Below are 14,733 nucleotides of genomic sequence, written 5' to 3'. Positions count from 1 at the left end.
GTGGCGGTTTTTTATGAGATGGATAAGCTAAAAGGTTCTTAGTTAGCCAGCGTTTGATCGATAAAATGAGTGGTCGAAGCAATCGCAAGCTCCAATTGTGGGGTAGTGCCGGCAAAAGGATGCACAGTACCGAAGGTATGATTACCCTCAGGAATATGAACCCAGTTTATATCGGGTCGGAGTTCAGTGAGCTGCTCAGATCCTTGCCGGAGGTGCACTCCATCCAGACTGCCTTGAATAAGAACAACTGGGAAGGACGCTGTCTTCATGCGTTCAAGGATGTTATAACGTTCTTGTTGGTTCTCCATATCTTCTAAAATAACAGCATCCAGCGGCATTTGTTGGCCTGTGCGTGCATTAAGGACGTGGGTTCGTCCTGTTTGCTTCATCTCCTGCTTTTGTTCTTCCGTCAACAAATCGAGCTTCGTAACCCCGTTCCAGGAGATGACCCCGCTAACTTCACTGGGATGGTCAAGCGTGTAGACCAGACAAATTCCCCCTCCAAGACTATGTCCTAGAAGGAATAAGGGCAAGCTGCCGAATTTCGGGTGCTGGCTAAGGTAGGACAACAGTATTTCCATGTCCTTCAGCTCGCGACGAAAGGTGTTACGGGCGAATTTCTCAAGCTCGGTAAAATGCAGTAGATCCTCTCCGATTCCAGCATGAGAGAAGTTGAAGGTGATCACTTCATGATCTTGGCTGAGAGCAGTGGCTATGTAAGGAAACATCCCCCAATCTTTGAAGCCCTTGTAACCGTGTGCAATAACGATAAGGCTCTTTGGTGCTTCTTGGGCAGGAAAGTGTGAGCAGCGGAGAACAGCGTCTTCACCGGCGGGTATTTCGAAATTACGATGCTGCATAGGGTAATCCCCTCTTTCTATATATAAATGAAGTAAAATAGCAAGTCCATCACGAAGGTGCCCAGATAGACTTCCAAAGCATTTTCTTTTAAGATAGCAGAAAGAATCTTATAGGACTATAATTTAAAATTGAAATGAATAATCAGTATAATGATTTTACCATTATTGAAGTAGTATAGGATACACGTCCATAAGGAGCGTGAAATTTTGATTTACGGAATCGGACATGATGTGTTAGAAATTGAGCGTATCTCAGAGGTGATACGTAGGGGACAGGGCAAGAAATTCAACCAGCGCATCCTAACGGAGCAAGAGTACCAGCTTGCTGAGCAACGAGGTGGAAGGTTGGCTGAGTTCGTAGCCGGGCGCTTTGCTGCCAAGGAAGCCGTTGTGAAGGCTTTAGGTTGTGGTATCGGTAATGTGGTTGGCTTTCAGGATATTGAGATATTACCTGATCATAAGGGTAAGCCAGAAGTAACCTTATCATGCGAAGCCTGGAGCAGACTGGATCTACTTGAAGGACAGAAGTATACCATTCATCTTACGATAACACATGGCCGTGATTTGGCTTCAGCTTTTGCGGTGGTGGAGGAGCTAGGTTCATGAATTGAACCGTGATTATAGAAGGGCAAGGAGAGTTACAATGAAACAACAAGAACGACAGGATTTGCAGGAACGAGAAGAAGGACGAGAAGGACAAGATTTGCAAGATCAAGATGAACGACAAAAACAGGTGGATTTAAAAGAAGGTCAAGATAAACAAGATCAGGAGCTACGAGAAGCCAAGCAATATTTCAGTTATCATTTGCTGGAGTGGTATCAAGGGCAGAAGCGGGATTTGCCTTGGCGCAGGCATCGCAATCCTTATTATATTTGGATTTCTGAAATCATGCTGCAGCAGACAAGGGTAGATACGGTAATCCCTTATTTTAATCGTTTTATTGAACGCTTTCCAACGGTGGAGTCACTCGCTGACGCCCCTGAAGAAGACGTGCTTAAGTGTTGGGAAGGCTTAGGGTATTATTCCCGCGCACGTAATATACAGCATGCAGCCAAGCAGGTAAAGGAGCTTTATGGTGGACAGGTACCGAACGACCGTGAGGCGGTGTTCAGCTTAAAGGGAGTGGGTCCTTACACAGCAGGGGCTATTCTAAGCATCGCGTTTAATCGGCCAGAGCCAGCGGTAGATGGTAATGTAATGCGGGTGTTGTCCCGATACTTCCTCATCGAGGATGATATCGCTAAGGGACCCACCCGCGTGAAAATGGAGCGCCTGGCGGCTGAGCTGATCCCGGAGGGGGAAGCTGCCTCTTTTAATCAGGCGCTTATGGAGCTCGGGGCGCTCGTATGCACCCCGAAATCACCGAGCTGCTTAACCTGCCCGGTGATGGAGCATTGCGCTGCGCGCCTGGCGGGCTGCGAGACTTCGCTGCCCGTCAAGACCAAGGCCAAGCCGCCGCGCCCAGAGGAGCGGCTGGCGGCCTTAATCGAGGGCCGCGGTGCCCACGCGGGCCAAGTGCTCATCAGGCAGCGGCCACAAAGCGGGCTGTTAGCCCGCATGTGGGAGCTGCCGCACTGGCAGGCGCCGCCAGCGGAAGGCGGCGCCAAGAGCGCGCGGCTGCCGGAGGCCGCGGCGCTGGACCGGCTGCGCCGGTCACTGCGGCAGGCCGGGATCTCCGCCCGGCCTGAGGAGCACTGGATGGCTGCTGAGCATATCTTCAGCCATATTGTGTGGACCCTGCAGGTGTATCGCTGCAGGGAGGAGGACGCCCTTCCGCTGCCAATAGCGGCAGAAGGACGGGCAGCCTACACCGCGGATGCAGGCCTGTTCCCAGAGATGAACAGCAGCGTACCCATCGAGAAATTTGAGGATGGTAATGCTAGTCCAGAGGATGGCGGAGCTGTTCGCTGGATCAGCCGTGAGGACATGGCTAATTATGCGTTTCCTAATGTCTTCTTGAAGCTGCTGAATCTTTATTTCGATGAGCAGGAAGAGCTGGCGAAGTCGGGGAAGTAGCAGATTATCCGATGTTACAAAAGAGTGAGTTGTAAGAGAAGCAGCAGATATATGAGAAGTGTCTGAAGTAAGTAAAGTACGCTGAAGTCGATGAGTAAGAAACGCATCCAAAGTCTTTGGAGTAGGAAATGTGTTAAATGCGTCGATTGCTAAGTGAGTTGATTGTCTTGATGCAGTTTGATGTGTTAAATGCGTCGATGTAGTTTGATGTGTTGAATATATAAGTTGTGTGTGAAGAGAGAGTGGTGTACGCATCTAAACATGATCACTTACCTCATCCCCGTGGTCAGTTTAAAGGGAATTCCTCCCTATAAACTGGCTGTGGGGACCTGTTTTGATCTTTTTAGGGAAAAACTCCCTTTAATTTGGGTGAATACCTGAATTATGCTCCGATATGGATGATTTAGAGGGAGTATTTCCCTAATTACTCGTATTTAAGTGTTTATGAGCAGAATTAGAGGGAGTTATTCCCTAATAAGAAACAGAATGCCTCATTTAGGCGTCTTTCCAACAGCGGTACGATAAAGGGCAGTCTCGTTCCACACTCATTGATCTGCATTCAAGCGGCGTAAAAAAGCAATATCCTAGGATAATGATCTACTCTATTTGTTTCTAACGAACCTTGTTTTTAACAAATCTGCTTCTAAACGAAATTAGTCTCAAACAAACTCTCACACACCCCACCCAAATAAACGACCCAAACACAAAGAAGGTATCCCTTAGCCATAACGGCTCGGAGATACCTTCTTTGTTTATACTTAGTTAAACGGTAAATCCACAACCTTGAGGGCTATGACTTTATCCGTAATTTAATTCCTTATTTCGCGCTTTCGTAACGTTTTCCAACTTCTTCCCAATTTACTACGTTCCAGAACGCTTTGATGTAATCAGGGCGTTTGTTTTGGTAGTTCAGGTAGTAAGCGTGCTCCCATACATCCAGTCCGAGGATTGGAGTAGCGCCTTCGCTGATTGGGTTGTCTTGGTTAGGTGTGCTTGTTACTGCCAGTTTGCCATCTTTAACAACTAGCCAAGCCCAGCCACTGCCGAAACGAGTAGTTGCTGCTGTTGCGAAATCTTCTTTGAATTTTTCGAATCCGCCCAGTTCGCTTTCAATAGCTGCTGCAAGTGCACCAGTTGGTGCGCCGCCGCCGTTTGGTCCGATAACTTCCCAGAACAAGGTGTGGTTAGCGTGTCCGCCACCATTGTTACGAACAGCAGTACGGATAGCTTCTGGTACAGCGTTCAGATCTGTAAGAAGTTCTTCGATGCTTTTGCTTTGCAATTCAGGTGCCTTTTCCAAAGCTGCGTTCAGATTAGTCACATATGTGTTATGGTGTCTATCATGGTGAATTTCCATCGTCAAAGCGTCGATGTGTGGTTCGAGTGCGTTGTTTGCATAAGGAAGTGCTGGTAATTGAAATGCCATGGAAAAATCCCTCCTGAGTATATTAGAATTTGTATAGATAAAGAACTTCGGCGGTTTATCGTCAAAATTCTTTATTGTTGATATGTACTATAGGGTATCTCCCAATAGGATACTTTAATTAAACAGTATCTGGATCAATAATGCAACACTAAACAAACATAAATGTTTATAAAGTATGATGGGAGTGTAAACAGGATCATCAATTGTATTTAAAATGTAAAAAGAAAGTGCCTTCACCCCATAGACATAACTCTTTATAATTACCCTTATAATGAAACAATGAATCTTATCCAAAATGTAAACGCTTGATATTAAGCGCTTTCAAAAGAAAAATGATGATATCACGAGAAAAGTGTGCTTTAATAGATTTAAAAGCAGGTATTCCTCGGTATTTGATGCTTTTTTTTATTTTCTCAATGTTAAGGGAACCCCTTCTTTTTGTTAAATTCATAAGCCATAGACAAGGGAGATTTTAAAGAATGCACGTTCGTTCCTTTCAATTAAGCGACGTTAGCCCTGTGACTGATTTGCTGCAAACAGCATTATCGGAAGAATGTTTCGAGAACACTATCGAGCCTTTCTCCAGGCAGCTTTCATGGGATTCAGATCTCATTGTAGTTGCGGAAGATGAAGAAGAAATTGTTGGAGCACTGATTGGTACGATTGAGAAAAACCACGGTTGTTATTTCCGGATTGCTGTACATCCTGATTATCGCCGCAGAGGAGTCGGTAGAAGTCTGGTATCGGCTATGGAATCCAGGTTTCAAGCTCGTAAGGTCAGTGGTATCTACGTAGCTGTCGATGAGCATAATTCTTTTGCACTGCCATTGTATGAAGCTATGGGATATAGCGAGAATCAAATTTTCAAATCTGTCCGGAAGCTGAGCATTGTTGGGTAATTTTGATTACTCAGCTGCGTAAGCGGAAACATTTACTAAATAAAGAACTATAGTTGATGATATAGTCTGTTTCATTCATACTCAAGCGTATTTTCCAGAAGTCCATTACTAATGGCTGGGAGATATGCTTTTTTATTGTTATAATATCTGCAAGTATAGACATCAATAATCGAGAATAAGAGGTGACATATTGAGTCAGGAGTCCCAAGTAGAGTTCATGCGTAATCGGAAGCAAAGACATAGATCCTCCAGATCAAAGAAAGGCTTTGGTGGTCGTTTGGCCGCGGAATTGAAGGATTGGTTGCTTACAGCGGTAGTTGTTTTTGCGGTAATGTCGGTTCTTAATATTTTTGTGTTCAATATATCAACGGTTAAAGGTCAGTCTATGCAGCCAACGCTTGTGGAAGGTGAGAGGCTCTTTATTAATAAGCTTTCATTGATGTTTGTAAACCCAAAACACGGAGATGTCGTCATTCTTCATGATCCTAGCACGGGGCCTAGCCGGAAGGACTTTTTAGTGAAACGTGTCATTGGCATACCTGGAGATATCATAGAAGTGAAGGATCACCAGTTATATGTGAATGGAAAAATAGTGAATGAGCCGTATATAGATACCGAGATTGAAGATCCGGATTTCGCGGCGTTAACTGTGGAGAGCGGAAACTATTTTGTCATGGGAGATAACCGTCATGCTTCGGCAAGCAAAGATAGCCGTTATTTCGGCCCGATTCCTCAGGACATGATTGTAGGCAGAGCGGATTATATCTGGTGGCCGCTGTCTAAACTGAAAGGGTTATAACAATTTTATCTATAACATGAAAAGGAGAAGGCGGAAATGAACAATACATTTCAGTCACCGTATGCACCCCCGCCTTCAAAGTGGGCACAGCTTAAAGCGGAGATTCAGGAGGCAGCGACGTCACTTGGTATTGATGATATCGGGTTTACTACAGCAGAACCATTTTTATATTTAAAAAATATTTTGCAAAACCACCGAGACAAAGGATATGAATCTGGTTTCGAGGAACCGGATCTGGATAAAAGGACAATCCCCGCACTGAGCTCTGGGGACAAGCCCTTATCAATTATTTCGATTGCTGTGGCCTATCCCTCCAAAATGGAGGATCCCCCGAAGTCTGAGCCAGGTGCACGAAGAGGCATTCTCGCCCGAGCATCATGGGGCAGGGATTATCATCATGTGCTGAGGGAGGCTTTAAGTAAGTTAGAGGACTTTATTCATGAGCGTGTGCCGGAGGCTGTGCTGGAAAGTATGGTCGATACCGGTGTGCTGGTAGATAGAGCGGTTGCGGAAAGAGCAGGAATAGGCTTCAGCGGCAAAAATTGTTCTATCATCTCACCCAAATGGGGATCTTGGATTTATCTAGGGGAGATGGTTACGAACATTCCATTTGCTCCGGATGAGCCTGTTGAAGAAGGCTGCGGGGAATGTACCAAGTGTATTGATGCCTGCCCAACCGGAGCGCTGGTGGGTCCAGGTCAACTCAATGCGCAGGCTTGTATTTCTTTTCTGACGCAGACCAAAGGATTTCTGAGTGACGAATACATGACCAAAATTGGCAACCGTCTATACGGGTGTGACACCTGCCAGATTGTATGTCCCAAGAATCGAGGGAAGAACTGGAATCATCGCCCTCAGATGCTGCCTGATCCTGAAATCGTGAAGCCATTGTTAATGCCAATCCTGGATCTTAGCAATCGTGAATTTAAAGAGAGATTCGGAAATAGCTCTGCTGCCTGGAGAGGCAAAAAGCCGATGCAACGAAATGCGATCATCGCTCTCGGTAATTTCAAGGAAGTAGAAGCGGTGCCAAAGCTAACAGAAATTGTTCTGAAAGAGCCGCGGCCTGAGATGCGAGGCACTGCTGCTTGGGCGCTGGGACGCATCGGTGGTGGGAAGGCTCTAGCTGCTGTTGAATCGGCTTTAGAGCGCGAAGAGCATGATACGGTAAAAGAAATGCTGAGCCGGGCACAGGATGTGCTCCTCACTGCGAAGCAGGCACGAGAGGACAGCGATGTTTAATGAAGGAAAAAGATCATAGACGGGTTGCATATTCCCAATTGCTGTCCAGTTCTCGAAATGCTATGATAGATTCGCGCGCCATATGGCGATGCAGACAATAGAGTGTAGAGGTGGGCTTTAGATGAATATCGCATTACCTATTATTACATTGGTCGTAGGTCTCATCGGTGGATTTTTTATCGGTGTGTATTATCTGCGCAGACAAATGACAACTATGCAGAATGATCCTGAAATGCTGCAAAAGGTTGCGAAACAAATGGGTTATAACCTGAATGGGAAACAAATGCAACGTGCCCAACAGATGATGAAGAATCAGAACCAGACAGGCGCCCGACCAGGAGCAGCTAAAGGGAATAAACGTAGAAGTAAGTAACCGGGTCCGGATAGAAATTATACGGGTGCGGAAGGGGGAGACATCATGGGGAACATCAATGAATACGTGAACGGTAAAGTATCAGAGAACCGTGAGCAAATCGAGTATCACGTTGAGAAAATATTAGAATTAATCGGTGAAGATACCGGCCGCGAGGGACTGCTTGAAACACCAGCACGTGTTACGCGGATGTACGAGGAGATATTCGGCGGTTATTCGATAGATCCCCGCGAGGCGCTCGGTGTTACTTTTGATGAGTCTCATGAAGAGCTAGTGATCGTGAAGGATATCGTCTATTACAGCCAATGTGAGCATCACATGGCTCCATTCTTCGGTAAAGTGCATATTGGATATATTCCGAGCGGACGGATTGCTGGACTCAGCAAACTAGCTCGCCTAGTTGAAGCAGTGAGTCGGCGTTTGCAGGTTCAAGAGCGCATTACGACGCAAATTGCGGATATTATGACGGAGGTACTAAGCCCTCACGGCGTTATGGTCGTTGTGGAAGGTGAACATCTTTGTATGTGCGCACGTGGAGTGAAGAAGCCAGGAAGTAAGACGGTAACCATGTCTACTAGAGGAGTCTTCCGGGAGGATGCCGCCGCTCGTGCGGAGTTTCTGAGCTTGATTAAAGAATAGTATATAGAGGTGTCTATGCCTCGAAATTAGAAGGACCTATCATTCACTTTTTGTGAACGATGGGTCCTTTTGGGTCAATATAAGCGAATAGAAGTGATGTCTTCTACGAAGTGGAAAGTGATCAGTAAGGCTTCCATGCCAGTTTACTGGCAGCGGCATAACGCTCTGACACATATGGCCAGTTGACGACCTTCCACCAATCGTTGATATAATCCGCACGATTATTCTGATGTTTCAGATAGTAGGCATGTTCCCATACATCCAAGGCCAAGAGCGGAACAACGTCCCATTGCGATAAATTTTGATGTTTTTCCGCAGTGAGAATTTCTAGTCTATGGCTGCGTGGGCTCCAGACGAGAATGGCCCATCCGCCACCTTCTACTTTATTCGCAGCTTCGGTGAACTGTTTCTTGAAGCTGTCATAGCTTCCAAAACTTTGTTCTATAGCTTCTAGTAAAGCACCTGTTGGGCGGCCCCCACCTTGCGGAGACATCACGTTCCAAAAGATCGTGTGAAGATAGTGGCCTGCACCATTAAAGGCTAATTCTCTCTCCCAATGTTTAACGAGATCGAAGTCGCCGTTCTTACGGGAATCCGCTAATTTAACTTCAGCCTTGTTTAATCCATCTACATAACTTTGATGGTGCTTATCGTGATGAATTCTCATCGTCTTTTCGTCAATATAAGGTTCTAGTGCATTATAGGCGTAAGGCAAGGGAGGTAGCGTATGGCCGCCAATGGGTACCGCGTCGTTTTTATCACGGATATCAGGAACAGTGTCAGTAAAAGTAGAGAATCCATCATTCCGCATGGTATCGTCTGTATCGATGTTTACGACATAATCCTCTGTGTAATCGCGCATGACTTGTGAAAGCTTTCCGGGCGAGCTGAGTGTCTGCAGTACGGCTAGGAAGTATTCTGATTCGCGAATAATATGCAGAATCACAGTGGTTGCAAGGGGGACGGCTTTGACCGCTGCGCTACTCTCCATGATGGCAAAGAGCTGCCGGACGAACTCTTGGGATTGATTACAGGAGATATGTAGCAGTTTCTCCGTTTCCGCAGTGAGTTCTGCCTGTGGCGGAGGAGAAGCGGAAAGGGCAGCATTCAATAGCTGCTGTGCCGCCTGCTCAGTTGCACCAAAAACAACGGCCCATTCATCGAGGAGTTTCACATAAGGGTCCTCTAATTTAGGTACGATCGCTTTGATGACTTCGGTATGCTCTTTCTCTTGTGTTTTCCAAAATACGATTTCTTCCAGAATACGTACTGGCAGCATCGGCCCGTATACATATAGCATGCCAAGAAAACCTCCCGTGATATGTCTTTATCAGTCCATTATATGAACGGTCTTGGAAGGTTATGAAGAACATAAACTAAGAGTGCCACTTTGGCTTCTCTCTTCCTTGGGGATGAAAACAGCCTCTTCCTAGGGCACGTTTCTTTCTGTCCCTGAAGAGGCTGTTCGTATGGTTATTAGTACTGAGTTAATTACTTGCCATCGCTGGCTGATCACCATTATTATTTTTGGCCAGATGGACATTCCCTAAGAAAGCGGAGACCCGCCGCAAATATTCACGGGGATGCTCGCGGAACAACAGCTCATGATGACTACCCTCAATGATCCAGGAATCTGAGAACACATTGTTCTGATTTGCTGCCAGTTCTTCGGCAATAGGATAGGGTGCTTTATCGTCTTTGGTTCCATGCATGAATAGGATAGGGAAAGGATAGTCTTTGGATTTAACCTTTGCATAAGGAATTTGATCTAGTCCCGTACCGTTCAGTACCGGGAACAGCATTTCCATGATCGCCAGGGAAGGCTGGCGCGGCAGATCGATATTCTGCTTAATATTATGATACAGCGTGTCTGGTTCTAACAAAAAGGTGCTGTCCAGAATCATCGCGTCGATGTCCTCAGATACTAAACCTGCCTGCAGTGCTGTGCCAGCACCCATGGAGAAGCCCCAAACAACGAGCTCTTTAGCCCCGCGTTCCTTTGCGAAATCAATGGCGCCTAGAAGCTGCTGGGATTCTTTTTTGCCGCCGGTTGCAATATCCTTATTACCTTGGGCAGCAAATCCGTAATCAAACATTACGACATTGAAATTCAGACTGTGTGCATAGTGCGCGAGATCGTACATAGGTACCCAAGACTCTTCGCGGTTGGCACCATAGCCATGACTGAACACGATAGTCTTAGTGGCGTCCTTGGCTGGAATATACCAGCCGTTCATCATGCGACTGCCATCCTTAGCTGGGAAGGTTACATCCTCGTAGGCGAGGCCTTTGGCCATCATAGGATTGGAGTACAGTGGCGCGACGGTTGGATTGGATAGTACCCAAGCGATGTAGCCATGGAGCGAGACAAAACAAAATGCTAAAAAGAAAAATATAGATAATAGCAATGCAACGATAATATGCTTAACACGGATCATCCGCAGCGATAGTCGTGATGAACTGCCCTGTTTAGGTAGTTTAGGACGACGGGAGACTGACGTGCCGGCTCGGCTGGTTGTCAGATCCATAAGGTCCCCTCCTAAGTATGATGTGAGTACTAGTGCCTAGGATAATTTGTCGAAAATGATACTAAAGCATTAGTATATTTAATATGTTTATCGTAAGTTGAAGCACTTACAAAGTCAATGAATTGAACCGTTTTGTAATGTAACTGTAAAGTGCGGACCAGTCTTTTTCGGCTCAGTGAATATACTGGACTTTCCGTAGAGTTTTGCACTAAGATAGAGTTAGTTATAATGTAACCGCGTTTCATTTGATGAAACACGAGGGGGGATTACTGTGGAGGACCGAAAGCTAACGGTACGCGCGGTAGAACGTGCGCTCGACATATTACTTTGTTTTACGCAGGACAGTGATTTAGGGTTAACGGAGATCGCATCAAAGATTGACTTACATAAGAGTACAGTCCACAGATTACTGGCAACACTAGAGGAAAAGGGCTTTCTTATTCGCAATCCGGCGACAGAAAAATATAGGTTGGGTATACGAATCTGGGAGTTGACTACGCATCTGCCTGCTTTTGACGAGTCGGCAGCGGTATTGCTGCCATCTATGGAACGGCTGAGAGATCGACTCGGTGAGACGGTAAGTCTTTACTTAAGGGATGGTATTGAACGCGTACGTATTCAGGCGGTACAGAGCCAGCAGGCGATCCGTAGAGTCGCACAGATCGGTGCGAGGCTGCCATTATCCGTAGGGGCGTCGAGTAAGGTGTTAGCAGCGTATGCACCACCTGAGGTGTTGAGAGAGCTGCTGGAGAGTTCGGAGTGGCCGGATTACGTTGAGAAGAGTGTATACAAAGATCAGCTTAATGAGATCATCAGGCTGGGGTATGCCACGAGTTTCGAAGAACGTGAGTCTGGTGCGGCCGCTGTGGCGGTACCTGTCACAGGCCGTAGTGGAAATGTGATTGCGGCGTTATCGCTGTCAGGGCCGGTCAGCCGTCTGTCTAGGGATACGTTAGTGGAGTATGCCGCTATCTTGAAGGAAGCAGCAAGTGAAATGGGCATGATGATTCCATAGCCCAACATGAGAAAAACGGCCAGTCTCCGGATGATCGGAGGCTGGCCGTTTAATGTCCAAATATAATAAGACAAGGGAGTGCCTCTAGCCTTAATGGCCAGAGGGCACTCCCTTGTGCGTCTTGCGTTAAATCTATTCTACCGATACAGCCGAAGAATCTGTGGCATCCGCCAGCATTTGACGAAGTACAGTTTGTAGAATACCACCATTGCGATAGTAATCAATATCAACCGTACTGTCGAGGCGTGCTGTGACAGGGAAATCGAACTGAGTACCGTCTTCACGGGTAGCGGTAACAGTTAGATCTTGGCTTGGCGTCACCTCGTTATCGAGACCGGTAATGTTGAAGGTCTCGCGTCCGGTCAGTCCCAAGCTGCTCCAGCCGTGTCCTTCCTGGAATTGCAGTGGAAGCACACCCATACCAACCAGATTGCTGCGGTGAATCCGCTCAAAGCTCTCAGCGATAACAGCTTTAACACCCAACAGAAGCGTGCCCTTGGCAGCCCAGTCACGTGAGCTTCCTGTGCCGTATTCTTTACCGGCGATAACGATGAGATTCTGTCCAGCGTCCTGATACAGCATGGAAGCGTCATAGATGGACATGACTTCATCGCTTGGCAGGAAGGTTGTAACTCCGCCTTCTGTACCTGGAGCTACTGCATTACGAATCCGAATATTAGCGAATGTACCACGCATCATAACTTCATGATTTCCGCGGCGTGAGCCGTAGGAGTTGAAGTCCGCACGTTCTACACCATGATCGCGTAAATATTCGCCAGCAGGACCAGAGGTAGAGATATTACCCGCAGGTGAGATGTGGTCGGTCGTTACGGAGTCAGCAAGCAACGCCAGAACGCGTGCATCCTTGATATCCTTGATGTCTCCCAGACCGTCTGCCAGATGCTCAAAGAATGGCGGATTCTGAATATACGTGGAATTATCATCCCACTCATACAGCTCACCTTGTGGAACAGGGATAGAATTCCAACGTTCATTAGCAGTGAATACATTCTCGTATTTACGACGGAACATCTCCGGACTAAGGGAGAGACCGATAGCTTCACGAATTTCAGCAGTAGTTGGCCAAATATCCTTCAGGAATACTGGCTCACCTTGTGGATCAAATCCGAGCGGTTCAGTCTGCAAATCGATATTTACAGTGCCAGCCAGTGCGTAAGCAACTACGAGCGGCGGTGAAGCCAAATAGTTGGCTTTGACCTGAGCATGTACGCGGCCTTCAAAGTTACGGTTACCTGAGATTACTGCGGCAACAGTCATATCGTTGTCAGTAATAGCTTGACTTACTTCTTCTGGCAAAGGACCAGAGTTACCGATACAGGTAGCACAGCCATAGCCAGCCAAGTAGAAGCCCAGTGCTTCAAGCGGCTTCAGCAGGTCTGCTTTTTCCAAATATTCAGTAACTACCAATGATCCTGGAGTCAAGCTGCTCTTAACGTATGCTGGTTTGGTCAGACCACGTTCCACAGCTTTTTTCGCCAAAAGACCTGCACCAAGCATGACGCTAGGGTTGGAAGTATTCGTACAGCTTGTAATTGCTGCGATCACGACCGCGCCTGTGCTTAGTTTGCTTTTGGTGCCATTTTTATGTTCTATTTCTACAACTTGGGCGATTTTCTCATCGCTGAGACCGTAACCGCCTTTGTCTACAGGTGTACGGATAATACCTTCGAAATTTTCTTTCATATGCGTAAGTTCGATCCGGTCTTGCGGACGTTTTGGTCCAGCCAAACTTGGAACTACAGAAGCTAGGTCAAGTTCAATTACATCACTGAACTCAGGATCTGGCGTATTCGAAGTGCGGAACATGCCTTGTGCTTTGTAATAAGATTCAACGAGCTCTACCAGATCATCTGGACGACCTGTGCTGCGAAGATAAGCAAGGGTCTCTTCATCTACAGGGAAGAAACCGATCGTTGCTCCGTATTCTGGCGCCATGTTAGCAACCGTTGCCCGGTCAGCAAGACTGATGTTAGCAAGACCAGGACCGTAGAATTCGACGAATTTGCCGACTACGCCTTTTTTACGCAACATTTCAGTAACTGTCAGTGCCAAGTCTGTTGCTGTAGCCCCTTCGATAAGGCTGCCTGTAAGCTTGAAGCCCACTACATCTGGTGTAACAAAATAGAGCGGTTGTCCGAGCATACCTGCTTCAGCTTCAATACCGCCTACACCCCAGCCCACAACACCAAGTCCATTGATCATCGTAGTGTGGGAGTCCGTTCCAACAAGGGAATCTGGATAAACGACAGTTTCACCGTCGATAGTTTTAGTAGTGGCTACGGAAGCCAAATACTCCAAATTCACCTGATGCACGATACCGGTAGCTGGAGGAACTGCACGGAAGTTATTGAAAGCGGTCTGTGCCCAGCGAAGGAAACGGTAACGTTCCTCGTTGCGCTCAAACTCCACGTTCATATTATATTCCAAAGCGTCTGCCGTACCGAAAGCATCAACCATAACAGAGTGGTCAATTACAAGGTCAACGGGAACGAGCGGGTTGATCTGTTTAGGATCTCCGCCGGCTTTCTTTACGGTGTCACGCATAGCTGCCAGATCTACGACTACCGGAACACCGGTAAAGTCCTGAAGTACGATACGAGCAGGGATAAACGGAATTTCTTTATTGCGATCAATGTCGCCTGACCAATCAGCCAATTGTTTCACATGTTCTTCTGTAATCGCCCGTCCGTCAAATTGACGAACAGCCGCCTCAAGTAATACTTTGATCGAGAAAGGAAGGGAAGAGATAGAGCCCAATCCTTGTTCCTCAAGGGAGTTAAGATCATAATAGCGATAAGATTTGCCACCTGATTCCAGGGTGCGGGCCAACGAGAAATGATCCTTGCTTGGCATATGTGCGCCTCCTTGTTTCATCTATTGAAACTCAATTTCACATTGCATGTTATTTAATTAT

Annotated in this window: 12 protein-coding genes and 1 pseudogene; 8 read left to right on the top strand and 5 right to left on the bottom strand. The window is 46.7% G+C overall.

Going from position 1 to position 14,733, the window contains the following annotated elements; genetic code table 11:
• Positions 1-38: 38 nt before the first annotated feature.
• Positions 39-860 carry an alpha/beta hydrolase gene (locus ACWNM1_RS04795; RefSeq protein ID WP_449600117.1) on the bottom strand — a complete coding sequence of 274 codons (822 nt, stop codon included), beginning with the start codon at positions 858-860 and terminating at the stop codon, positions 39-41.
• Positions 861-1,067: 207 nt separating this feature from the next.
• Between ACWNM1_RS04795 and acpS the strand changes: the two genes are divergently transcribed.
• Together acpS and mutY are read left to right on the top strand one after the other, a co-directional pair.
• Complete coding sequence (acpS, locus tag ACWNM1_RS04790; protein WP_449600116.1) at positions 1,068-1,466, top strand: holo-ACP synthase; 399 nt, start codon at positions 1,068-1,070, stop codon at positions 1,464-1,466.
• A 37-nt stretch (positions 1,467-1,503) separates the two neighbouring features.
• Positions 1,504-2,877 (top strand): A/G-specific adenine glycosylase, encoded by a 1,374-nt coding sequence (gene mutY, locus ACWNM1_RS04785; RefSeq protein WP_449600115.1) that lies wholly within the window; start codon positions 1,504-1,506, stop codon positions 2,875-2,877.
• 817 nt (positions 2,878-3,694) lie between these two features.
• On the opposite strand, the gene ACWNM1_RS04780 is transcribed toward mutY, so the two are convergent.
• Positions 3,695-4,303, bottom strand: a complete 609-nt coding sequence (locus ACWNM1_RS04780; protein WP_449600114.1) for a superoxide dismutase — start codon at positions 4,301-4,303, stop codon at positions 3,695-3,697.
• A 479-nt stretch (positions 4,304-4,782) separates the two neighbouring features.
• Here ACWNM1_RS04780 and ACWNM1_RS04775 point away from each other — a divergent pair, with 479 nt between their 5' ends.
• The 5 genes and pseudogenes from ACWNM1_RS04775 (at position 4,783) to folE (ending at position 8,255) form a co-directional block, all read left to right on the top strand.
• On the top strand, positions 4,783-5,202 hold the full coding sequence (locus ACWNM1_RS04775) for a GNAT family N-acetyltransferase (RefSeq protein ID WP_036676822.1): 420 nt from the start codon (positions 4,783-4,785) through the stop codon (positions 5,200-5,202).
• Positions 5,203-5,392: 190 nt separating this feature from the next.
• Positions 5,393-6,001: a signal peptidase I gene (lepB, locus tag ACWNM1_RS04770; protein WP_449600113.1), complete on the top strand. Its 609-nt coding sequence runs from the start codon at positions 5,393-5,395 to the stop codon at positions 5,999-6,001.
• 36 nt (positions 6,002-6,037) lie between these two features.
• Positions 6,038-7,234, top strand: a pseudogene (gene queG, locus ACWNM1_RS04765) (tRNA epoxyqueuosine(34) reductase QueG); the annotation flags it as partial.
• Between the two features lie 130 nt (positions 7,235-7,364).
• Entirely contained in the window at positions 7,365-7,616 is a 252-nt protein-coding gene (locus tag ACWNM1_RS04760; RefSeq protein ID WP_042123938.1) for a YneF family protein, read from the top strand.
• Positions 7,617-7,661: 45 nt separating this feature from the next.
• On the top strand, positions 7,662-8,255 hold the full coding sequence (folE, locus tag ACWNM1_RS04755) for a GTP cyclohydrolase I FolE (protein WP_042123940.1): 594 nt from the start codon (positions 7,662-7,664) through the stop codon (positions 8,253-8,255).
• 121 nt (positions 8,256-8,376) lie between these two features.
• Here folE and ACWNM1_RS04750 read toward each other — a convergent pair whose 3' ends face one another.
• Both ACWNM1_RS04750 and ACWNM1_RS04745 read right to left on the bottom strand, forming a co-directional pair.
• On the bottom strand, positions 8,377-9,555 hold the full coding sequence (locus tag ACWNM1_RS04750; protein WP_094877189.1) for a Fe-Mn family superoxide dismutase: 1,179 nt from the start codon (positions 9,553-9,555) through the stop codon (positions 8,377-8,379).
• 187 nt (positions 9,556-9,742) lie between these two features.
• A complete protein-coding gene (locus ACWNM1_RS04745; RefSeq protein ID WP_449600112.1) occupies positions 9,743-10,783 on the bottom strand; it encodes an alpha/beta hydrolase in 1,041 nt (346 codons plus the stop codon).
• Positions 10,784-11,054: 271 nt separating this feature from the next.
• On the opposite strand from ACWNM1_RS04745, the gene ACWNM1_RS04740 reads away from it, so the two are divergent.
• A complete protein-coding gene (locus ACWNM1_RS04740) occupies positions 11,055-11,798 on the top strand; it encodes an IclR family transcriptional regulator (RefSeq protein ID WP_449600111.1) in 744 nt (247 codons plus the stop codon).
• A 132-nt stretch (positions 11,799-11,930) separates the two neighbouring features.
• On the opposite strand, the gene acnA is transcribed toward ACWNM1_RS04740, so the two are convergent.
• Positions 11,931-14,672 (bottom strand): aconitate hydratase AcnA, encoded by a 2,742-nt coding sequence (gene acnA, locus ACWNM1_RS04735; protein ID WP_076285875.1) that lies wholly within the window; start codon positions 14,670-14,672, stop codon positions 11,931-11,933.
• Positions 14,673-14,733 lie beyond the last annotated feature (61 nt).

It is taken from the genome of Paenibacillus sp. Marseille-Q9583 (genome assembly GCF_976954365.1).
Note: the sequence above shows the minus strand (reverse complement) of the source record. Positions and strands in the feature narration are given on the sequence as shown.